The sequence below is a fragment of the Phytopseudomonas daroniae genome (genome assembly GCF_004327275.1).
In the GTDB taxonomy this organism is placed as follows: Bacteria; Pseudomonadota; Gammaproteobacteria; order Pseudomonadales; family Pseudomonadaceae; genus Aquipseudomonas; species Aquipseudomonas daroniae.
Window position 1 is genome coordinate 14498 of sequence record NZ_QJUJ01000003.1, and the last position, 20704, is coordinate 35201.

The 20704-nt window shown below is 62.8% G+C and carries 19 protein-coding genes; 5 read left to right on the top strand and 14 right to left on the bottom strand.

The genetic code is table 11. From position 1 onward, the window contains the following. Positions 1–230: 230 nt before the first annotated feature. The gene (locus tag DNK10_RS08095; RefSeq protein WP_131181601.1) at positions 231–3224 is read left to right on the top strand and encodes a TonB-dependent receptor; all 2994 of its coding nucleotides are present in this window, start codon (positions 231–233) and stop codon (positions 3222–3224) included. A gap of 169 nt (positions 3225–3393) precedes the next feature. Here DNK10_RS08095 and DNK10_RS08100 read toward each other — a convergent pair whose 3' ends face one another. From DNK10_RS08100 to DNK10_RS08110, 3 genes are all read right to left on the bottom strand, one after another. Next, positions 3394–6012, bottom strand: coding sequence for a TonB-dependent receptor (locus tag DNK10_RS08100; RefSeq protein WP_131181602.1), 2619 nt, complete (start codon positions 6010–6012; stop codon positions 3394–3396). A 108-nt stretch (positions 6013–6120) separates the two neighbouring features. Beyond that, positions 6121–7068, bottom strand: a complete 948-nt coding sequence (locus DNK10_RS08105; protein ID WP_244216229.1) for a FecR family protein — start codon at positions 7066–7068, stop codon at positions 6121–6123. 62 nt (positions 7069–7130) lie between these two features. Next, positions 7131–7652 (bottom strand): RNA polymerase sigma factor, encoded by a 522-nt coding sequence (locus DNK10_RS08110; protein ID WP_131191201.1) that lies wholly within the window; start codon positions 7650–7652, stop codon positions 7131–7133. 470 nt (positions 7653–8122) lie between these two features. Here DNK10_RS08110 and DNK10_RS08115 point away from each other — a divergent pair, with 470 nt between their 5' ends. From DNK10_RS08115 to DNK10_RS08125, 3 genes are all read left to right on the top strand, one after another. Beyond that, positions 8123–8713 carry a biliverdin-producing heme oxygenase gene (locus DNK10_RS08115; RefSeq protein ID WP_131191202.1) on the top strand — a complete coding sequence of 197 codons (591 nt, stop codon included), beginning with the start codon at positions 8123–8125 and terminating at the stop codon, positions 8711–8713. Further along, the gene (locus tag DNK10_RS08120) at positions 8706–9134 is read left to right on the top strand and encodes a YbaN family protein (protein ID WP_423228073.1); all 429 of its coding nucleotides are present in this window, start codon (positions 8706–8708) and stop codon (positions 9132–9134) included. The genes DNK10_RS08115 and DNK10_RS08120 overlap by 8 nt, the downstream gene beginning before the upstream one ends. Positions 9135–9209: 75 nt before the next feature. After that, positions 9210–9656, top strand: a complete 447-nt coding sequence (locus DNK10_RS08125; protein WP_131191203.1) for a GFA family protein — start codon at positions 9210–9212, stop codon at positions 9654–9656. Positions 9657–9698: 42 nt separating this feature from the next. Here DNK10_RS08125 and DNK10_RS08130 read toward each other — a convergent pair whose 3' ends face one another. The 11 genes from DNK10_RS08130 to DNK10_RS08180 form a co-directional block, all read right to left on the bottom strand. Continuing rightward, positions 9699–10517, bottom strand: a complete 819-nt coding sequence (locus tag DNK10_RS08130) for an alpha/beta fold hydrolase (RefSeq protein ID WP_131191204.1) — start codon at positions 10515–10517, stop codon at positions 9699–9701. A gap of 196 nt (positions 10518–10713) precedes the next feature. Continuing rightward, positions 10714–11490: a MetQ/NlpA family ABC transporter substrate-binding protein gene (locus DNK10_RS08135; protein ID WP_131191205.1), complete on the bottom strand. Its 777-nt coding sequence runs from the start codon at positions 11488–11490 to the stop codon at positions 10714–10716. Positions 11491–11552: 62 nt separating this feature from the next. After that, positions 11553–12218, bottom strand: coding sequence for a methionine ABC transporter permease (locus tag DNK10_RS08140; protein ID WP_090423656.1), 666 nt, complete (start codon positions 12216–12218; stop codon positions 11553–11555). Further along, positions 12218–13222 (bottom strand): methionine ABC transporter ATP-binding protein, encoded by a 1005-nt coding sequence (locus DNK10_RS08145; RefSeq protein WP_131191206.1) that lies wholly within the window; start codon positions 13220–13222, stop codon positions 12218–12220. Before DNK10_RS08145 ends, DNK10_RS08140 begins: the two co-directional genes overlap by 1 nt. Before the next feature lie 235 nt (positions 13223–13457). Further along, positions 13458–14279, bottom strand: coding sequence for a hypothetical protein (locus DNK10_RS08150; RefSeq protein ID WP_131191207.1), 822 nt, complete (start codon positions 14277–14279; stop codon positions 13458–13460). Positions 14280–14605: 326 nt separating this feature from the next. Then, entirely contained in the window at positions 14606–15319 is a 714-nt protein-coding gene (locus DNK10_RS08155) for a cysteine hydrolase family protein (protein ID WP_131191208.1), read from the bottom strand. Continuing rightward, a complete protein-coding gene (locus DNK10_RS08160) occupies positions 15316–16362 on the bottom strand; it encodes a putative urea ABC transporter substrate-binding protein (protein ID WP_131191209.1) in 1047 nt (348 codons plus the stop codon). The genes DNK10_RS08155 and DNK10_RS08160 overlap by 4 nt, the downstream gene beginning before the upstream one ends. Positions 16363–16462: 100 nt before the next feature. Then, positions 16463–17374 (bottom strand): LysR family transcriptional regulator, encoded by a 912-nt coding sequence (locus tag DNK10_RS08165; protein WP_131191210.1) that lies wholly within the window; start codon positions 17372–17374, stop codon positions 16463–16465. A gap of 71 nt (positions 17375–17445) precedes the next feature. After that, positions 17446–18234, bottom strand: coding sequence for a zinc ABC transporter permease subunit ZnuB (znuB, locus tag DNK10_RS08170; RefSeq protein ID WP_131191211.1), 789 nt, complete (start codon positions 18232–18234; stop codon positions 17446–17448). Continuing rightward, on the bottom strand, positions 18227–19030 hold the full coding sequence (gene znuC / locus DNK10_RS08175) for a zinc ABC transporter ATP-binding protein ZnuC (RefSeq protein ID WP_131191212.1): 804 nt from the start codon (positions 19028–19030) through the stop codon (positions 18227–18229). The genes znuB and znuC overlap by 8 nt, the downstream gene beginning before the upstream one ends. Beyond that, the gene (locus tag DNK10_RS08180; RefSeq protein ID WP_131181613.1) at positions 19027–19527 is read right to left on the bottom strand and encodes a Fur family transcriptional regulator; all 501 of its coding nucleotides are present in this window, start codon (positions 19525–19527) and stop codon (positions 19027–19029) included. The genes znuC and DNK10_RS08180 overlap by 4 nt, the downstream gene beginning before the upstream one ends. A 180-nt stretch (positions 19528–19707) precedes the next feature. On the opposite strand from DNK10_RS08180, the gene znuA reads away from it, so the two are divergent. Continuing rightward, on the top strand, positions 19708–20682 hold the full coding sequence (znuA, locus tag DNK10_RS08185; protein WP_131191213.1) for a zinc ABC transporter substrate-binding protein ZnuA: 975 nt from the start codon (positions 19708–19710) through the stop codon (positions 20680–20682). Positions 20683–20704 lie beyond the last annotated feature (22 nt).

Sequence of the window (20704 nt, forward strand, 5' to 3'; positions counted from 1 at the left end):
CCATGGGTGATGGGCTGTCGCCCATCCTACGTTCGAGATGTAGTGAGTAGGCCGGCTCCTGCAGATGCGAAACCGCCAGTTCGGGTGGATGGCTGGGTACCGTTCGGCCGTGTCGGTTCACTGGCCTTGTCCGAACCTGGCAGAAATTTTTACGCGATTCGATAGGCCGGGTCGTCATGTCATGGCTTTGCGATTAATACGCATTAACATGACTCGTGACGGGAGAGGCAATGGATCAGGCAATCGGCAAATACCCGAGAAAACAGGGTATGTATAAACGCCACCCACTGGCATTGGCGATCGTTCTCGGACTGACCCAGGCGATGGCCGGTGGCGTGCTCCAGGCGGCGGAAACAGACGAGATCGTCAGCGAGCAACAACGCTACCGCTTCGGCATTCCGGCGCAACCGCTGACCTCTGCCCTGAACCGATTCAGCGATATCACCGGTTGGGAGGTCGGTGTGCCGGCCGTCATCGCCCGGGGCAGGCAGTCCGCCGCGCTGGCAGGCGAGCTGAGCCCGGAGCAGGCCTTGCAGCGGCTGCTCTCGGGAACCGGCCTGGGTTTTCGCCTGGTCGCCGCCGACAGCGCACTGCTGGAGCTGCTGCCCGAACAGACCGGCTCGGCGCTGGAGTTGGGTGCCACTCAGGTGCAGGCGGATCGCGTTGATGAATGGATCTACCAGACGCCAAGATCGGTCAGCGTGATCACCCGCGAGCAACTCGACCGCAACCCGCCGCGGCACGCTGCCGACATGCTGGTCGAGACCCCGGGCGTGTACAGCGCGGTGAGTGCCCAGGATCCCGGCCTGTCGGTGAACATCCGCGGCATGCAGGACTTCGGTCGGGTCAACACCATGATCGATGGCATGCGCCAGAACTTCAACGAGAACGGCCACCAGCAGCGCAATGGTCAGCTCTATGTGGATTCCGAGCTGATCAGCAGTGTGGTGATCGAGAAGGGGCCACGCTCGGACGTCACCGGTGCCACCTCCATCGCCGGCAGTGCCAACTTCGGCACCCTGGCCTATGACGACATCATCCTGCCGGGTCAGGATCAGGGCGTGCGCCTGCGGGGCATGACTGGCCTGGGCGGCCACGGCAATGGCGTCAACTTCATCGGCAGTGCTGCGGTGGCCGGGCGCTTCGGTGACAATCTGGAACTGCTCGGCGCCCGCAGCCGCCGCAGTTTCGGCGACTACTCCCCCGGCTCGCGGCGGGAGAATTTCGACTTTCTCACCTCCGGCGTTCAGGATGGTAGGGAAGGAGTCACCCAAGTGGTCGACCGCATCAAGTTCTCCAATCAGGAGCAGGACTCCGAGCTGTTCAAGGGCCGTCTCACCCTCACCCCTGAGCAATCCCTGCAGTTCACCTACGTGGGAACCGACCTCGGCTACAACAATGTCTCTGATCGTCGGGTAACCAACCCGGTGGACGGTTCCGCTCGCGACGGTGAGGAGGCCTGGATCAAATACGGCGATGCCAGCGCACGTTCGCAATCGTTCGGCCTTGATTACTCCTTCAACCCGGACTCGCCGCTGATCGACTTCAAGGCCAAGCTCTACTACGTCACTACCAAGAATCAACGCGATAACGACGCTGGCCGGCCAATTGTGACCGACGGCGTGGATATGACCGAGACAGCCTGGCGTCTGGGATTCTGCCGACAGAACCCGATCCCGGCGTCTTGGGAACCCGCCTGCGAAGCTGGCCTGGGCAATGAGACCGAGACGCGTATCGATACCTATGGCTTCACCCTGGACAACACCGCGCGCTTCACCCTCGGCGGTGCCGAGGGCTTCAGCTTCAACCACGGCCTGGAGTACTACCAGGACAAGGGCACCTCCAAGACCAGCAGCGATTACCAGGGCGAAACCATCGCCTCGGCGCAGAACACCCTCAATCCCAATGGCAAGCGCAGCATCGCCAGCGCCTTCGGTAGCCTGACCTTCGAGACCGAGCAGGTGACCCTCTCTGCCGGTCTGCGTTACGACAGTTACTGGCTGAAGGGTAAGACCCAGCTTCCAGTTACTGACTGGGCCTATGAAAGCCGCTCCCAGTATTACAACAGGCAAATTACGCAATCTCTTGAGACCAGTCGGAGAAACTGCACCGACTTCAGCCTCCGGGAAAGCCAGCGGATCAATGCCTGTAACAACATATCCCGGTTCGAAGGATACTTAGCCGATCCGACTACGGATTCCAGGTACTCCACCGATTTCTATGCCGGCCGATGGTCTTCCAATCCGGGAATGCGGGAATATCAGGTAGATGAGCATCAAGACAAGCTTCTGCCCACGCTCTCGGCGGCGTATCGTCCGACTGATTGGCTGGAAGTGTTTGCATCCTGGGGCAAGTCCTGGCGCCCACCGGCCCTTACCGAGTCGCTGATGCAGGGCTCGCACCCCGGCGATCCCTTCGCGCGGATGTATCCCAACCCCTATGCCGACCCTGAGACCTCACGCAGCTGGGAGCTGGGCTTCAATGTCGACCATGTCGGGCTGATCCGCCCCGACGATCGTTTCCAGGCCAAGGTCGCCTACTACGACACACGGGTCGACAATTACCTGATCACCTCTATCGTCAACACTCTGCCCGGCCGAACCGGCGGCCTCGGCAACACCATGTTCGTCAATAATCAGGTGCCGATGAACTTTCGTGGTATCGAGTTCGAACTCGATTACGACGCACGGCGCTGGTACACGGGTATCAACTACACCCATGTGATCGGTGGTGATAACGACATCTGCCAGAGAATCTACCCCCTGGGCAGCGATAACATTCGCGAAGACATGCCCCGCGAAGACGGCAGCTATTCGGACTTCCATAACGACGCCATCGCAGCTGGTTATGCCTCCTACGAGGCCTACCTGGATGCCCAGGAATCCTGCGCTGGCGATGTGTTCGGCATGAACAGTGCGCGCAACCTGCCGATGGATCGCGGCAGCTGGGTAGTCGGTACCCGATGGTTCAACGAAAGCCTGGAGCTCGGCGCCCGCCTCAACTACAGCGCTGCCGGCGGCCCTGAGGACTGGGACTACGACCTGTGGCCCAGCTACACCACCTGGGATCTGTTCGCCAGCTACCGGGTCAGCCGCAACCTGTTGTTGCGTGCCACGGTAGAGAACATTCGCGACCGCAGCTACGTCAGCGGTTACTCCGACATCTTCACCAAATCCTATGGCCCGGGCCGCACCGTCATGGGCGGCTTCGAGCTGCAGTTCTGACAGTGACCACTGCCTTCGATGGTCACTACGGAACCGTGCTGAAAAGAGCGCGGAAACCGGCATCGAGCGATGCGGTTGACGCTCTTTCATCCGCCATGGTTACGACGTGTGGTGGATGGGGCACGGCGCTCATGGCAGACGTGCGCGCCACCCTGTGTTTGCTGGAGGGTCAGATGTCCCACACCAGATTGACCGAGAAGTTGCGCCCCGGCTGGGTCAGACGGTCGAGGTTGGCCGGGCTGGTCACCCCTGCTTCGCCTACACCGTCATAGCCGCGCACGTCGTCCCACAGCCAGTATTGCTTGTCGGTCAGGTTGTACAGGCCGGCGTTGACGGTGAGGTCGTCGGTCAGCTTGTAGTAGCCGCTCAGGTCGAGAATGCCGAAGCCCGGTGTGCGGAACTGGCCGCTGGTGCCGTCCGGTGCATTGAAGGCGCTGTCGTCGATGCGGCTCTTGCGCTTGACCAGGGTCCAGTTCAGCAGGGCACCGTAGCGCTCCTGATCGTAGCCCAGGCCGAACACGCCGGTCAGTGGGTTGACGCTGTTCAGCGGCTCGCCGGTATCGTCGTTGCGGCCGCGGGCATAGGCGATCGAGCCTTGGGTGTAGAGGCCCGGCAGGGCGCCGAAGCTGTCCAGGTTCAGGCGGCCCTTGAGTTCCACGCCGCGGATGCTGGCATGGCTGATGTTCTGGCTCTGGAAGGCCAGGGCGTTGCTGTTGGCGGTGATGGCGTTTTCGTCGATGAAGTCGCGGTAACGGTTGTAGAACAGCGCCACATCGAAGCTACCGCCCTCGAAGTTGCCGCGCAGGCCGGTTTCCACGCCGCGGCTTTTCTCCGGGTCGAGATCCGAGTTGGGTTCCACGGTATAGCCGCCGGCCAGGTTCTCGAAACGGCCGTACAGCGCCTTGGCGGTCGGCGTACGGAAGCCTTCGGCGTATTGGCCGAACCAGGTGTAGTGGTCGTCGAAGGCATAGGTGACGCCGAGCTTGGGCGACACGCGGTGCCAGGTCTTGGTTTCGTCGCTGTACTCGGTGACGTTGCTGGCGGTGATGGTGGCGAGAAACTCGTCGGTCAGTTTCGGCTCCAGACGGGTGTAGTCGTAGCGCAGGCCGGGCAGGAAGGTCCACTGGTTCCAGCGGATCTCGTCCTGGACGAACAGGCCGTAGGTGTCGATGGTCGGGGCGGGGAAGTCGCTCTGCGGGGTCGGAGTGTCGGCGCTGGCGGTACTCACCGCGCCGACGGCGCTGCAGTTGATGGTGCCGCTGGTCTGCGCGGCCAGGCAGATACCGTAGCCGGTGCGCAGCCCGGTGACCTTCTGGTGCTTGAGGTTGGCGCCGTAGGTCAGCAGATGGTCGGTGTCGCCGATGGCGAAGGCCTTGTCCAGCTGCGCGTCGAGCACCCACTGGCGATCCTTGTAGTAGGTGTCCCGGTAGCGCATCACGTCGCGAGTCACCGCACCGGTGACGAAGTTGGTGGGAACGTAGTTCTCCACGGTGCTCTGGTCGGTCTTGGCGATCTGGTAGTTCAGGCTCCACTTCAGGTTGTCGGCCAGCAGGCTGTCCAGGGCCAGACTGTGCTCCAGGCCGAAGCGCTCGCGGGTGATGGTGTCGTTGCCTTGGCGCGAATGGTAGTAGCCGAAGCCACTACCGGCATTGAACGGTCCGCCCACCGCGCTCAACTGGTTGGTATCGCGGTCGTCCTTGTATTTCTCGTAGGTCAGTTGCAGGCGGTCGCTGTCATTGTAGTTCCAGCCGAGCTTGGCCAGGATGTTGGTGGTGCGTACGTCCTCGGGGTTGGCCTCGGTACGCGTCAGCCCGGTACCGCCGGTGCTGCCGTAGGATTCGGTCTCGTGGCCGTTGCGCTGGGAGAGGTGCAGCAGGGCGTCGAAGTCGCCATGGCGGCCGGCCACGGTGGCGGAGGTCAGCCAGCTATCGTCGGCCGAGCTGTAGCCGGTCTTCAGGCGTGCGCCGACGTCCTGGCCGGGCTTGATGATGTCGTCCGGGTCGAGAGTGAAGTAGCTGACCGCGCCACCGATGGCGCTGCTGCCATACAGCGCCGAAGCCGGGCCGTGGAGGATTTCCACGCGCTTGACGATTTCCGGATCCACATAGTTGCGATGGGTATTGGCGTAGGGGCCGTTGAAGAAGCTGGCCGGTACTTCGACACCGTCGATCTGGGTCAGTACCCGGTCGCCGTCGATACCGCGGATGTTATAGCCGCTGATGCCGGCGCGCTGGCCGGTGCCGCCGACCGAGACGCTGGGGTCGTCACGTACCAGCTCCTTGATGGTGTTGACGTTCTGCCGGTCGAGCTGCTCGCGGCTGTGCACGCTGACCGAGCTGGGGACTTCGCTCACGCTCTGCGCCCGGCGTGTGGCGGTCACCGTCAGCGGTTGCAGCGCCATCGCCTGTGTGGGGGTTCTGATCAGTACCACGCTGCGGGCGCCGACGCTGTGGTAGGTGATGCCGGTACCCTCGAGCAGGCGTGCGAGCGCCTGCTCGGCCGGCAACTGACCCGTGAGGCCGGGCGAATAGACGCCGCTGGCCAGTTCGGCGGGCAGGCCGACCTGCCAGCCGGTTACCTCGCTGAAGGTATTGAGCGCGCTGACCAGTGGTTGCCGGGCGATGGTGAATCGGTAACCACTCGCCTGGTTCTGCTGCTGCGCACCCTGCCCATCATCGGCGGCATGGGCGCTCGACGGCAGGCTGGCGCACGAAATGGCGAGCGCCAGCAGGGACAGGCTGGCAGTGGACAGTCGGCGCGACAGCGGGCGCCTGGAGTGAATGGTCATCGTTGAGCTCTCTGGAGGGTTCGTCGAAACGTAGCAAAATACGAATTATTTGCATTGGCTTCTGACGGGACGAACGAGAGCGGGAAATGCCGTAAAAATTTTTCAGGGTCAGTTGAGAATCAGCAGCGCCGGGTACTCATGCAGTCGTGCCGAGGTCACCTGGGCCAGCGAGCGCATCACTTCCAGGGGGTCGTTGAGGCGATAGTTGCCGGTGACGTTGAGATCGTTCAGGTGCGGGCTGTTGCTGACGATCCAGCCCGGGTAGTAGCGCCGCAGCTCGGTCAGTACCTCGTGCAATGGACGGTTGTCGAATACCAGACGGCCTTGCACCCAGGCGAGTTGTGGGGCCGAGGCGCGATTGACGAGGTTGCCGAAACCGTTGCGGCCGACACGAATGCTGTCGCCACTGCCCAGGCTCACGCGGGTGTCGTCGTCACGCGAGTGCAGCTCGACTTCGCCCCGCTCGACGCTGACCTCGGCTTCGTCGCCCAGGTAGCGCACGGCGAAAGCGGTACCGCGCACCGAAACCTGCACGGGGCCGGCCTTGACTTCGAAGGGGCGGCTGCTGTCGCGGGCTACATCGAAATAGGCCTCGCCTCGGTACAGGTGAGTGACCCGCTGGCGCTCGTCGATCTGACTGGAAATGGCGGTATCGGTATTGAGCAGCACATGCGAGCCGTCGGCCAGTTCCAGACTCTGCCGCTGGCCGACGGCGGTGACATGATCGGCCTTCAGGCGCAGCAGCAGATCGCTTTGCACGATGACGCCACAGGCCAGTAGCAGCGAGGCGGCGACCGCCAGCAGCCTGCGCATGTGCCTGCGAGCGGGCGCAGCGGTTTGCCGCCGGGTTTCCAGGCGCGCCGCCGCTTCGACCAGCAGCGGCGACTGCCAGTGGCTCTGTACCTGGCGGAAGGCTTCGGCATTGGCCGGCGATACGTCCAGCCACTCGGCGAAACGCGCGCGGCAGGCATCGTCTGCGTCTTCCAGCAGGATCAGCCAGGTGAGCGCCTGATCCTGCGGCGTGTGGTTTTCGGCAGTGGGCCCGTGTTGGGACATCGAGCGATTCTCGCGACTGGGGGCGTCCATTCTGGCCGAACGTCCAGGTAAACGATAGTCGCTCATGTCGGCGGATTCAGCCTGTCGAGCAGGGCCATGCAGATGGCCATGATCAGTTTGAGTTCTTTCTGCACCGTGCTCAGCGAAACGCCGAGTTGGGCGGCGATTTGCGCGTGGCTCTGGCCGTGCAGGCGGCTGAGGATGAAGATCCGCTGCTGGCGCTCGCTCAGTTGCTCCAGCATGCTGCCCAGGCGTTGCAGGAGTCTTTGCGCATGCAGGCTGTCCTCGTTGGAGGAGCCGGGTGCGGGGACGGCCTGGATCACTTCGTCCGGTACATCGTCGAGCAGGGTTCTGGACTGCATGCGTACGCGCCGCAGGTGATCCAGTGCGAGATTGCGTCCGGTCTGGAACAGAAAGGGCTCCAGGTGCTCGACCTTGTGCTCGCGCAGACTATGGGCGACCCGTAGATAGGTCTCCTGTACCAGGTCTTCGGCGATGCTGGCGTTCTTCACCATCTTGACCAGTGTGCGCAGGAGCGGGGTGCGCTGGGTCAGAAATACGCTGTCGAGATTAGAGGTGGTCACGGGCAGATCCGGTTCGCCGACTACGAGTTAATGATAATCACTTTTAATGGGGCCGGCTACCGGATGCTATCCTTTCAGGCGTGGCCGGATCAGGCCTATCGCCTTTGGTTCGTAGGGTGAATCGGGGCGCGCAGCTGACGCTTCACCTACGCGGTCCGATCCGTCCACCGTTTTACGATCGCAACGGTGGACAAAAAGAGCGTTGTCCACCCGGTCTGAATGCCTCGGCCTTGTCCAGGGAGACCCGGATCCGCTCAGAAAGCTGATCCGGCGCTTGAGCGCCCGTCGAGTTTTTTTACTGACTCCGGGGGGCTCGTTCGTCTCTTATTAATGATCAATGTGAAAGGTTGGCTGTACGCATGGCCTGCTGGCGTGCCGATGGCCGACCGCCGATGTCCAGACGGCGACGACGCCATTCGGATCCGAGTCTGCGCAACCCTATCGTTTCTCCGTCATCAATGAGACCCCTCATGACTGCATCATCGCCCCTGTCCCATGCCCTGCGTTCCCAGCGTCTCAACCAGATCACTCACGAGCCGCACAGCAAGCTCGATGACCTGGTCAAGAGCCATGACCCGTTCAGCAGCCGGGAACGCTTCGCGCGCTTCGTCGCGGCCCAGTACCTGTTCCAGTACGACCTGGAAAAGCTCTATACCGACCCCGCCCTGATCGAGCTGGTACCCGACCTGCCGGCGCGCTGCCGGGTCGAGCAGGCGCGTCTGGATCTGGCCGATCTCGGCCTGCCGGTGCCGCAGGGCGATGACGCCATTCGTAGCCGTTCTCTGGGGCTCGGCGCCGCCCTGGCCTGGCTATTCGTATCCGAAGGCTCGAAGCTCGGCGCGGCCTTTCTGCTCAAGCGCATGCCTGCACTGGGCCTGAGCGAGACCTTTGGTGCGCGCCATCTCGGCGAGCCGGAAGGCGGCAGAGCGCAAGGCTGGAAGGCGTTCGTCGCGACCCTGGATGCGATCGAGCTGGATGCCGAACAGGAGCGTGAGGCGGAGGCGGCGGCGATTGCCGCGTTCGAGCGCTTCGTGGTGCACCTGGAACGTAGTTTTGCCTGATACCCCGCGGGCGATGGCGAGTGGCTGGACACGCTGGCTGTGGCTGGCGCTCGCCTACCTGAGCATCGGCATGGCGGCGGTGGGTGTGGTAGTGCCTGGTTTGCCGACCACCGAGTTCGTGTTGCTGGCGGCCTGGGCCGCGTCGCGCAGTTCGCCACGGCTCAGTGCCTGGCTGGAAAACCACCGCCTGTTCGGCCCATTGCTGCGCAACTGGCGCGATGGTGGGGTGATCACTCGGCGTACCAAGCTGGCGGCGAGCCTGAGCATGCTGCTGGCCTTCGGCATCATGCTGCTGACGGTGGCGCATACGCCGTCGCTGATTTTCGCCGGGCTGGGCATGAGCTGTGGTGCGCTGTGGATCTGGTCGCGGCCGGAGCAGGTCAGGCGTAAGGACGACGAGCAGGCAGCGGAAACCCGCTGAGCGTGAATCGTCTACAGGATCTGGAGCGATGCGTGTCCTATGCTATGCGCTTCAACAGACCCTAGGGCATAAGCGATGAACAAGGATATCGGCGAGATCAGCGGTGCCTGCCACTGTGGCGGCGTGCGTTTCCAGGTGCGCCTGAGCAACGGCCTGCATACGGCGCGGCGCTGTAACTGTTCCTATTGCCGGATGCGCGGGGCGGTCGCTGTATCTGCCGAGTTGACGGATTTTCAGGTGCTGCAGGGCGAGCAATTGCTGACGGTCTATCGATTCAACACCCGCAGTGCGCGGCATTACTTCTGCTCGCGCTGCGGCATTTACACCCATCATCAACGCCGTTCCAATCCTCATCAGTACGGCATCAACGTGGCCTGCCTCGACGGCATCAGCCCGTTCGACTTCGCCGAGGTGCCGGTCAGCGACGGAGTATTGCATCCGGCGGACGATGTCAGCGGGGCTGTATCGAGGCAGGTGGGCGTGCTGCGCTTCATCCCTGCGCCTGCGGACGCATCGCACTGACCACCCTTCAGCTCCCTGCTTCAGTGCATCCGCGGATCGCGGTCAGCGCGACACGAAGGCCAGGAGATCGTCATTCAACTGGTCTGCATGGGTCACCGCAAAGCCATGGGGCGCCCCTGGGTAGACCTTGAGCACAGCACCCTTTATCTGCTCGGCGGCCAGCTTGCCGGTGGCCTCGAACGGCACGACCTGGTCGGCATCGCCGTGGATGATCAGCGTCGGTACATCGACCTTGGCCAGATCGGCGCGGAAGTCGGTTTCGGAGAAGGCCGTCACGCAGTCCAGGGTACCTTTCAGCGAAGCCAGCAAGGCGATGTTGAGGGTCTGGGTGAGCACACCTTCGGAGACCTCCTGGCCTTTGTTCAGGCCATAGAACGTAGAGCCGAAGTCGGCGATGAATTGAGCACGATCCTCGAGCAGGTTGGCGCGGATCTCGTCGAAGACGCTTTTCTCCACGCCTTGCGGATGATCGGCGGTCTTGATGAAGATCGGTGTCACCGCACCCAGCAGGGCCAGCCCGGCGACGCGTTCGGAACCATGCTTGCCGATGTAACGGGCCACGTCGCCGCCACCCATGGAAAAGCCCACCAGCGTCACCTCACGCAAGTCGAGATGCTCGATGAGCTCGTGAATGTCCTCGGCGAAGGTGTCGTAGTCGTAGCCTGACCAGGGTTGGCTGGAGCGCCCGAAGCCACGGCGGTCGAAGGCCACGCAACGGTAGCCGTGGGAGGCCAGGTGGAGCATCTGGTACTCCCACATGTCGGCGTCCAGCGGCCAGCCGTGGCTGAACAGGATCGGTTTTCCCGAACCCCAGTCCTTGTAATAGATCTCGGTACCGTCGCGAGTGATGAAAGTGGTCATGGAACACTCCTCTGCAGGTTCAGGTTCTTGATCGCTACCTGGGCAAGGCACCGAGCAGCGGACTACTGAGTTATTGAGTGGAGGCATGGCGAAGCGTTCGGTCTTTCCGGCGCACCGCTCGTCAGGCGCGCAAATGAAAATGCCGCGTAGCTGGATCGGCTACGCGGCATCGAGTGCAGGGATGGTGTAACGGCAATCAGAACGCCGGAACGACCGCGCCTTTGTATTTTTCCAGGATGAAGGCTTTCACTTCGTCGCTGTGCAGGGCGTTGACCAGCTTCTGTACGGCGGCGCTGTCCTTGTTGTCTTCACGGGTAACCAGGATGTTGACGTACGGCGAGTCGCTGCCTTCGATGGCCAGGGCGTCCTGGGTCGGGTTCAGCTTGGCTTCCAGCGCGTAGTTGGTATTGATCAGCGCCAGGTCGACCTGGGTCAGTACGCGCGGCAGGGTCGCGGCTTCCAGCTCACGCACCTTGATGCCTTTCGGGTTCTCGGCGATGTCTTTCGTCGTGGAGAGGATGTTGTTGGCATCCTTGAGCGTGATCACGCCGGCTTTCTGCAGCAGCAGCAGGGCACGGCCGCCATTGGTGGCGTCGTTGGGGATCACCACGTTGGCGCCCTGGGGCAGTTCGCTGAGGTTCTTGATCTTGCTCGAGTAGGCGCCGAAGGGTTCGACGTGCACACCACCTACGCTGACCAGGGTGGTGCCACGGCTCTTGTTGAACTCGTCCAGGTAAGGCTGGTGCTGGAAGAAGTTGGCGTCCAGACGCTTCTCGGCGACCTGTACGTTGGGCTGCACGTAGTCGGTGAAGACCTTGACGTCCAGCTCCACGCCTTCTTTGGCCAGTGCCGGTTTGACGAACTCGAGGATCTCCGCGTGCGGCACGGCGGAGGCCGCGACGCTCAGGGTTTCAGCCTGGGCAGCGCTGGAGAAGGCTGCGACGACAGCCAGGGCAGTAAGCAGTTTTTTCATCGTTTGACTCCTTGAGATGAGGCGGCGTGGCGGCGAAGTGCCGGTCGTCCGTTCCAGCTGTTTTATTTACGAGAGAAGTGCACCACCAGCCGGTCGCCGATGGTTTGCAGAATCTGTACGAGCACCACCAGCAGCGCCACTGTCACGAACATCACGTCCGGCTGATAACGCTGATAGCCGTAACGCACCGCCAGGTCGCCCAGGCCGCCGCCACCGATCAGGCCGCTCATCGCGGTGTAGGACACCAGGGTGATGGCCGTGACGGTGACGGCCGCCAGAATGCCCGGCAGGGCCTCGGGCAACAGGGCATTGAAGATGATTTGTCGGGTGCTGGCGCCCATCGCCTGGGTCGCTTCGATGATGCCGCGGTCGACCTCGCGCAGTGCGGTTTCCACCAGGCGTGCGAAGAACGGCGTGGCACCGACCACCAGTGGCGGAATGGCGCCGGCAACCCCCAGCGATGTGCCGGTGATCAGCACCGTGACCGGGATCAGCAGGATCAGCAGGATCACGAAGGGCACCGAACGCAGGATGTTCACCAACAGCGAGACCACCGCGTAGAGCGCCTTCTGTTCGAACATCTGCCGCGGGCCGGTGAGGAACAGCAGCACGCCGAGGGGCAGGCCGAACAGCACGGTGAACAGCATGGAGCCGCCGAGCATGTTCAGGGTATCGAGGCTGGCCTGCCAGATTTCCAGCCAGTCGACGTTGGGCAGTAAGGTTTCCATCAGCGCAGAACCTCCAGGTGCACGTCGGCCGCTTCGAAGTGGGCCAGGGCCGCGTCGATATCGCCGCCGCTCAGTGCCAGGGTCAGCTGGCCGTAGGGCGTGTCCTTGATGCGGTCGATACGCCCGGCGAGGATGCTGTAGTCGATACCGGTCTCGCGGGCGACCTGGCCAAGCATCGGCGAATAGGTAGAGTCACCCTGAAAGGTCAGGCGCAGGATGCGGCCCTCGACATGGGCGAAGTCGTCGCGCTGTTCGTTTTCGTCCACCTGTTCCGCCTCGAGCACGAAGCGCCGAGTGGTGGCGTGTTGCGGGTGCAGGAAGACGTCGGCGACGGGGCCCTGCTCGACGATCACGCCGGCATCCATGACCGCCACGCGGTCGCAGACGCGGCGAATCACATCCATCTCATGGGTGATCAGGACGATGGTCAGGCCCAGTTCGCGGTTGATCTCGGCCAGCAGCTGCAGCACCGACGCCGTGGTTTGCGGGTCGAGGGCGCTGGTGGCTTCGTCGCAGAGCAGAATCTTCGGTCGGGTCGACAGCGCACGGGCGATGCCCACACGCTGCTTCTGTCCGCCGGACAACTGGGCCGGGTACTTGTTGGCGTGATCCTGAAGGCCGACGCGTTCGAGCAGCGCGGCAACGCGCTGCTCGATCTCCCTGGCCGCTACGCCAGCCAGCTTCAGCGGCATGCCGACATTGGCGGCGACCGTCTTGGATGACAGCAGGTTGAAGTGCTGGAAGATCATCCCGGCCTGCTGGCGGAACTGGCGCAAGCCATCGGCACCGAGTGCGGTCACGTCCACGCCGTCGATATCGATGCGGCCGCCGGAGGGCTCTTCGAGGCGGTTGATCAGGCGCAGCAGGGTACTTTTGCCTGCACCGGAGTGGCCGATGATGCCGAACACTTCGCCACGGTCGATGTGCAGGTCGCAGGGTTGCAGGGCGGGGATATCGCGGCCACTGACGCGGTACGCCTTGTGAACCTGATGAAAGTCGATCACGCATTAAACCTTTTGGGTTCGTTGTTCTGCCGGATAGGCATGAGAAGCACTAGCAAGCCGCTGGAAAACTAACGGCGTTGCCGTCGCCCGTTTTTGCCTTGCGCTGGCTGCTTCGCCTAGGTTTTCACCGGACTGCTAGTTTACCCGGCGCTTGTTAGACCTCAAAAATATTTGTAGGCCTATGTTTATAGCTAAAAAGATGGTTTATATCATCTCAGACGGCGCATTCGCGTACTTACTGATCGCGCGAAAGCAACACCAGGCGGGGGACCTGAACCGGCTTCACCGCATGGCTGAGCGTCAGCTTGAAGGCCGGGTCACGCTTCATCACCCGCGCTTCGAGCAGGCTGCTGACCCGGCGCAGATCCTCGGCACTGCGCACTTCTATGTGAACGGAGCGATCGAAGGTCACCACGTCGGCTGCGACCGCATCGAGCCGCTCGAGCAGCGCAGCTTCGTCGCGGCTGTCGAGCATCGGCAGGCTGATGTCACTGCGTTTGTCAGCAGGATCTATCAGGGTGGCCGCTGCTTCGGGCGGTGTGTCATCGGCGGTGCGGGTAGCAGCGGCCTGTGCTTCGGCGGCCTGGCGCAACAGGCGCAGTCGCTCCTGACGTGCGGCCTGAGCCTGTTCGCCCGCCTGGCGCGCCTGTTCCACTGCGCTCAACTCGGCCTCACGGGCTTTGCCGATGGCGCCATCCAGACCGGTGGTCAGTGCCGGCGCCTTGGGCATCAGGTTGCGCGCGTGGCCAAGGGATTTTGCAGCCTTGTCGAGATCGCCGTTTTCCAGGGCTTTCTGACCTTCCAGCAAATAGGCCTCGGCCAGCCGCCGCTGGGTGTGCAGCACCACGGCAGGTTCGCCGCTCTGCTGCAGGGCTTCGAGCTGCGTTTCAGCTTCGGCCAACCGGCCTTCGGCAAGATTGGCGTCGAACTGTTCCTGGGCACTTGGCGCAACCGCCACGGGAACCGGGGCCGGTTCGGCTTCCTGGCGGCTCTGGCAGCCGATCATCAGCAGAGCCAGTGCGGCCAGCGTGGCACAGCGTATAGGGAACGGTGTCATGGCTGCGAGTCTCGATTTGTGCAAAAAACACGCAATTCTACACGCTGCCGTGCTGGCCACCAAATGCCCGCGTAGCAGTCTCTATCACGTACTGCCATGATGAGATGACGACCCACGTATAGCGCCGTGCTACGCACCCATACGATGACCATACAACGATCGTGGCAGGCGCCCCGCCCCTACAGGTTTCGCCGCTTCGGCACGGCAACGCAGAGTCTGGCCAGGTATCTGGTTCTTCGCCGAGCCTCGGGAAAGTGGCGGCTTCAAGATTTTCCCACGAAAATGCGATAAGCCCGGTGGTTGCCTTGTCCGGTTGCCTCTCGCTCCTAAGGCGGCGACGCAGCTTGCGCCGAAGCCAGCACTTCGAGCACGTCAGCACTTTTTCCACAGCTGCCGAAAATGCCGCCTTCGCGCTGGATGCTGGCGACGACGGCATCATGCAACGCCTGAGTGGCCGCTCCACAGCAGTCTTCCAGTAGTACGCAGTCGAAGCCACGATCATTGGCGTCACGCATGGTCGATGAGACGCAGACGTCGGTGGTGACGCCCAGCAGGATCAGATTGCGGATATGCCGTGCGCGCAGAATGTGCTCTAGGTCAGTGGCGTAGAAGGCGCTGTTGCCGGGTTTGTCCACTACGATTTCGCCAGACAGCGGCTGGAAGCCGTCATGAAAATCACAGCCTCGCTCACCGCGTACCAATAGTCGTCCCATCGGCCCCTGGCTGCCTATCGGCGAGCCCATGCGCATGGCCTTCTGTCGCTTGTTGTCATTCAGGTCGACCAACTCCGGACGATGTGATTCGCGGGTGTGGATCATCAGCAGGCTATATAGACGGACGCGCTGCAGGAAGTTTTGCGCTGGCCCGATGGCGCTGGTCAGATGGCCGTTGCTCTCGCCAAGAGCGCCGAAGTAGCCGTCGGCAGCGAGGAAGTCGCGTTGCATGTCGATGGTGACCACTGCGGTGTCTCTGACGCTCCAGTTTCCAGACAGCGGCCAGGCGTAGGGCGAGGTGCCGGTCAGTTGCGCAAGGCGCGTCACGGTTGCACCTCGCTGAGCCAGGTGGAGGAAAAGCGCAGCTTGATATTGTCGGCACTGCCCAGAATCTGGCCATCGCCGGCTTCGATTCCGACAAAGTCGGCATCCTTGGCACCCTCGAACAGGCCGTGCTGGAACGCGAAGCGTGTCATTTCAGTCATCTTGCTTTTGAAGGCTGCCGAGTTGACGTAATCGAGCCCTTGCGCCGGGGTGAAGAAGTCGATGGTGCTGAGCTGATCGGCAAGTCCCTCGGGCGTGGTGCTGAGCGCCTGTGCCATGTAAGCCATGAGTTGCGCATGCTGTGGGTGGTCAGGCTGCAGCATGGCCAGCGTCTCGAACCAGGCACCGGCCAGGGCCTTGCCGAGATTGGGTTCACGGCGCAGCAGTTCGCTGTTGACTGCCAGGACGTCGACCAGCTCGCCGGGGATGTCCGAGGAGTCGAACACCAGGGAGAGATCCTGATCCTGCGCCAGGATCTCGCTCAGTTGCGGTTTCCAGGTCGCCGCGGCCATGGTCGCGGGGTCGAGGAAAACGGCCGCCATATCGCTGTCCGAGGTGTTGATCAGTTTGACGTCGGTCTCTTTCAGACCAAGCCGATCCAGTGCCCGAACAAGCATGTAGTGCGATCCGGATAATTCGACCAGGTTGATGGTTCGGCCCTTGAGGTCTGCGAGTGTCTTGTCCCTGCCTCGGATGACGATGCCATCGCTACCCATCGATGAGCTGAGCGGCATGACCACCGTGGTGTCGGTGCCGGACGCGGCGGGAATGGTCAGGGCGTCCAGTGACATGGCGATGGTGGCGGCGAACTGGCCCATGGAGAACTGGGTCTGGGCTTCGATGTAGTCATTCATTTGCACGGCTTCGAGCTTGAAGCCGTACTTGTCGCCCCATTTCTGCAGGACGCCGTGATCCTGGGCATAGCCCAACGGCATGCTGCCGGCATAGATGGTCCAGGCGACCTTGTAGGTTTCCTGGGCCGGGGCGAGCGAGGAGAAGCACAGTGAAGCGAACAGCATGGACGCGAGTGAAACGAGCCTGGCCATGTAAGAGTCCTCCGCAGGGTTGTTCTGTCTGGCAGGCTAATGGCGCGGACTCAGCGGTTACATGACGCTCTTGGCACGCTCACATGCGGGAAATGCACGCTCAGGATTTCTTTACCAGCGACAGAGACTTGGCGATGATCTGCCGGGTTCCTTCTTCGCCTCTGCGGTGCGCCAGCAGGAGTTCCGAGGTGCGGGAAATGCATGACGGGAGTATGGGCAGCAATGTTCCCGCGTCCACATGACGACGGGCATAGTGATCGGGCATGAAACCGACGAACTTGCCGGACAGCACCAGCAGGGCGATGGCCTCCAGGTTGGTGGTGTAGGTGACGTCGCCGAGCAGGGTGAAGCCCAGGCTCATGAGATCCCGCTCGTTGAGAAAACTGCGGGCGCAGAAGTTCTGGTGCCTCAGTGTCGCCAGCACCTCCTCGTGCGAGGCGCCCTGGTCAATGGTATCCACCACTGGATTGCCGGATGCGCAGTACAGGTAGTCCGTTTCCTCGTAGAGAGCCTGATATTGGATCGCATCATGGCGACGCTCGAAGATGCCCAGCGCGATATCGATGCGTTTATCGAGCAGGTGCTTTTCCAGTTCATGGGGCGTTTTGACGTGCAGGTCGATATGCAGGTTTTCGCCAAAATGGTTGGTGATGCGCGCGATGGCTCGCTGCACGGGGCAATTGGCATCGGTGATGATATTGTCGATGATACCGATCGCCAGACGTCCGACGCCATTTCCACCAAGGCTCTCGATGCGGTTCTGAAAGGCGCGCATCGAGGAGAACAGCATGATCGTTTCCTCCTGCACCGCCTTGCCTTCCGGGGTCAGCTCGAATCCCTGGCGACCGCGTATGCACAGCTTCAGACCCAGGCGTACTTCCAGCGCGCTGATTGCCCGGCTGATGGTCGAAGCGTCCTTGTTGAGCATCGATTGGGCATTGGAAATGCCGTTCGCCTCGACCACGGCGAGAAAGATTCTCAGGTGTTTGATGTCGCTGCTGTCGATGTTCATGGTGGCGTCTGCAAGGGGGCGTCCGCAGCTTAAACGACTTGCCGTCGCGTGACGAACCTGCGCAGCAGCATTCAGGCCTTGCGGCGCGGCAGCGCGAAACTCAGCAAGAACAGGCTGGCCGCTGAGACCACGATGGACGGGCCGGCCGGGGTGTCCTGCAGCCAGGACAGGCTGAGGCCGCAGCACACCGCGACGATGCCCAGCAGGCTGGCGCCAAAGGCCATCTGCTCCGGTGTACGTGCATGCCGTTGTGCGGCGGCGGCAGGGATGATCAGCAGCGAGGTGATCAGGAGTACGCCGACGATCTTCATCGCCACGGCGATAACGATGGCGATCAGCATCATCAGGCCGAGACGGATCGCCGCCACGGGCAGGCCTTCGACTCTGGCCAGTTCTTCGTGCACGGTGATCGCCAGCAGCGGGCGCCACATCAGCACCAGCAGGATCAGTACCAGAGCGCTGCCAGCGAGAATCCAGGCCAGATCGGTCGGGCTGACCGCGAGCAGATCGCCGAACAGGTAACCCATCAGGTCGATGCGCACGTCGCGCATGAAACTCAGCACCACCAGGCCCAGCGACAGGGTGCTGTGGGCGAGGATGCCGAGCAGCGTATCGCTGGCCAGGGGTTGGCGGGTCTGCAGGGTGACCAGCAGGATTGCCAGCAGCACACAGCCGACGGTCACCGCGAAGGTCGGGCTGACGTCCAGCATCAGGCCCAGCGCCACGCCGAGCAGCGCGGCATGGGACAGGGTGTCGCCAAAATAGGCCATGCGCCGCCACACCACGAAGGAGCCCAGTGGGCCGGCGACCAGTGCCAGAGCGAGGCCGGCGAGCAGGGCGTTGAACAGAAAATCAGCCATGCTTGCAGCCATCTCCGTGTACGTGCGGGCGCAGTGGGCCGTTTATGCCCAGGCCCGGTTTGTCGCTGACCACGCTGCCATGCAGGTCGTGCTCATGATCGTGGTGGTGGTGATAGACCGCCAGGCTCTGGGCGTCGCGACCGAACAGTTCGACGAAGGCTGGATCGAAACTGACCTGCTCCGGGTGGCCCGAGCAGCACACGTGGCGGTTCAGGCACACCACCTGATCGGTGGTGCTCATCACCAGGTGCAAGTCGTGGGACACCATCAGCACGCCGCAGCCGTGGCGGTCGCGCAGGCGGGTGATCAGCCGGTACAGCTCGGCCTGGCCGGCCACGTCGACGCCCTGCACCGGCTCATCGAGCACCAGCAGTTGCGGCTCACGCAACAACGCACGGGCCAGCAGCACACGTTGCAACTCGCCGCCGGAAATGCCCTGCAGCGGGCTGTCGAGTACCTGGCTGGCACCCACCTCGGCCAGTGCCGATTGCGCTCTGGTGCGGTCGACGCCCGGTACCAGGCGCAGAAAACGCAGTACGCTGAGCGGCAAGGTCGGGTCAACGTGCAGTTTCTGCGGCATGTAGCCGATCCGCAGTTTCGGCTTGCGCCATACGCTGCCGCTGTCCTGCTTGAGCAGGCCGAGTACGGCGCGCACCAGGGTGGTCTTGCCGGCGCCGTTGGGGCCGATCAGGGTGACGATCTCAGCGGGCTTGATGGTCAGCTCGACATTGTCGAGCACCGTTTGCCCGGAGAAACCGACAGTCACGCCTTCGAGGCGTATCAGAGCGTTGCTCATTTGCTGCCTTGGCAGCCTGCACACAGGCCGACGACTTCCACGGTCTGGCTTTCGACATTGAAGCCGACACCTTTGGCACCGCGTACGATGGCATCGCTGATCGCCGCCTGCTCCAGCTCCACGGCGGCGTGGCAATTGCGGCAGATCAGGAACTGGCTCTGATGAGCGTGTGCCGGGTGGCTGCAGCCAACGAAGGCATTGAGCGAGGCGATGCGGTGTACCAGGCCGTTTTCCAGGAGGAAATCCAGCGCGCGGTAAACGGTCGGCGGCGCGGCGCGGCGGCCGTCTTCCTCGCTGAGTACACCCAGAATGTCATAGGCGCCCAGCGGCTTGTGGCTGGCCCAGACCAGCTCCAGTACGCGCTTGCGCAGGGCGGTCAGGCGCAGGCCCTGACGGGCGCAGATAGCCTCGGCTTCGGCCAGCGCATGGCTGACGCAGTGGGAGTGGTCATGGGGGCGCGATGCCAGGGGTGGCACGACGCTGACGGGTTTGTACATGGCGAGGGCCTCGAAGCGTAGGACGTTATTCTATTACGCATCGGCCGCCGGATGCCACGAATGTACCGGTTGCCCGTCTGCCAGGCGCGTGAGCGAGGGTCGTTCGGCGGATGAGTGCCAATTCGGATAGATAGGATGTTATTGTATTACCCCTTTTGCTTCTCGAATGAATCTCTGCCCATGCTGCCGCGCTTGCGTTCCTTGTCGTCGCTCACACTGCCTCTTTTCCTGCTCTTCACCACGACCGGCGCCGCCCAGGCCGATGTGCGTGTGCTCACCAGCATCAAGCCATTGCAGCTGATCGCCGCCGCGGTGCAGGACGGCGTGGGTGAGCCCGAGGTTCTGCTGCCGCCGGGCGCGTCACCGCACCACTATGCGCTGCGCCCCTCCGATATGCGCCGGGTGCAGGAAGTGGATCTGCTGTACTGGATCGGGCCGGACATGGAGAGCTTCATGCCCCGCGTTCTGGCTACCCGTGAAAAGCCCAGCGTGGCGGTGCAGAGCCTGCCGGACATGACGCTGCGGCATTTCGGCGAGGATGATGGCCACGATCACGATCACGATCACGATCACGATCACGATCACGATCAAGCGCATGAGGCGCTCGGCGAGCATGACCACGACCACCGTCCCGGCAGTCTGGACGCTCACCTGTGGCTGCTGCCGGCCAACGCTCGGGTGATCGCCGCGGGCATGGCCGCCGACCTGAGCAAGGCCGATCCCGCCAACGCTCCGCGCTACCAGGCCAATCTGGATGCGTTCGACAAGCGTCTCGATGCGCTGGAGCCGCGTCTACAGGCTCAGCTCAAACCGTTGGCGGCCAAGCCCTTCTTCGTTTTCCATGAGGCCTTCGACTACTTCGAGGCCGCTTATGGCCTCAAGCACGTCGGCGTATTCAGTGTGGCCAGCGAGGTGCAGCCGGGGGCTCGCCACGTGGCTGCGATGCGCGAGCAACTGCAGCGGGTAGGGCCGAGCTGCGTGTTCAGCGAGCCACCGCTGCGCCCGCGTCTGGCCGAAACCCTGACCGCCGGTTTGCCGGCGACCCTGGCCGAGCTGGATGCCATGGGCGCGGTAGCGCCAATCAGCGCAGACGGTTACGAAAACCTGCTGCAAGGGCTGGCCGATGGCTTGAGTGGTTGTCTGGGCAAGCTTTGAGCCCGGGCGTCCGTGCCATGGA

Excerpts from the sequence above, each read along its gene's own strand:
- DNK10_RS08100 (WP_131181602.1), bottom strand. The coding sequence starts at position 6,012 with ATGACCATTCACTCCAGGCGCCCGCTGTCGCGCCGACTGTCCACTGCC.
- DNK10_RS08135 (WP_131191205.1), bottom strand. The coding sequence starts at position 11,490 with ATGAAAAAACTGCTTACTGCCCTGGCTGTCGTCGCAGCCTTCTCCAGC.
- DNK10_RS08140 (WP_090423656.1), bottom strand. The coding sequence starts at position 12,218 with ATGGAAACCTTACTGCCCAACGTCGACTGGCTGGAAATCTGGCAGGCC.
- DNK10_RS08115 (WP_131191202.1), top strand. The coding sequence starts at position 8,123 with ATGACTGCATCATCGCCCCTGTCCCATGCCCTGCGTTCCCAGCGTCTC.
- DNK10_RS08160 (WP_131191209.1), bottom strand. The coding sequence starts at position 16,362 with ATGGCCAGGCTCGTTTCACTCGCGTCCATGCTGTTCGCTTCACTGTGC.
- znuA (WP_131191213.1), top strand. The coding sequence starts at position 19,708 with ATGCTGCCGCGCTTGCGTTCCTTGTCGTCGCTCACACTGCCTCTTTTC.
- DNK10_RS08165 (WP_131191210.1), bottom strand. The coding sequence starts at position 17,374 with ATGAACATCGACAGCAGCGACATCAAACACCTGAGAATCTTTCTCGCC.
- znuB (WP_131191211.1), bottom strand. The coding sequence starts at position 18,234 with ATGGCTGATTTTCTGTTCAACGCCCTGCTCGCCGGCCTCGCTCTGGCA.
- DNK10_RS08095 (WP_131181601.1), top strand. The coding sequence starts at position 231 with ATGGATCAGGCAATCGGCAAATACCCGAGAAAACAGGGTATGTATAAA.
- DNK10_RS08105 (WP_244216229.1), bottom strand. The coding sequence starts at position 7,068 with ATGTCCCAACACGGGCCCACTGCCGAAAACCACACGCCGCAGGATCAG.
- DNK10_RS08130 (WP_131191204.1), bottom strand. The coding sequence starts at position 10,517 with ATGACCACTTTCATCACTCGCGACGGTACCGAGATCTATTACAAGGAC.
- znuC (WP_131191212.1), bottom strand. The coding sequence starts at position 19,030 with ATGAGCAACGCTCTGATACGCCTCGAAGGCGTGACTGTCGGTTTCTCC.
- DNK10_RS08180 (WP_131181613.1), bottom strand. The coding sequence starts at position 19,527 with ATGTACAAACCCGTCAGCGTCGTGCCACCCCTGGCATCGCGCCCCCAT.
- DNK10_RS08125 (WP_131191203.1), top strand. The coding sequence starts at position 9,210 with ATGAACAAGGATATCGGCGAGATCAGCGGTGCCTGCCACTGTGGCGGC.
- DNK10_RS08150 (WP_131191207.1), bottom strand. The coding sequence starts at position 14,279 with ATGACACCGTTCCCTATACGCTGTGCCACGCTGGCCGCACTGGCTCTG.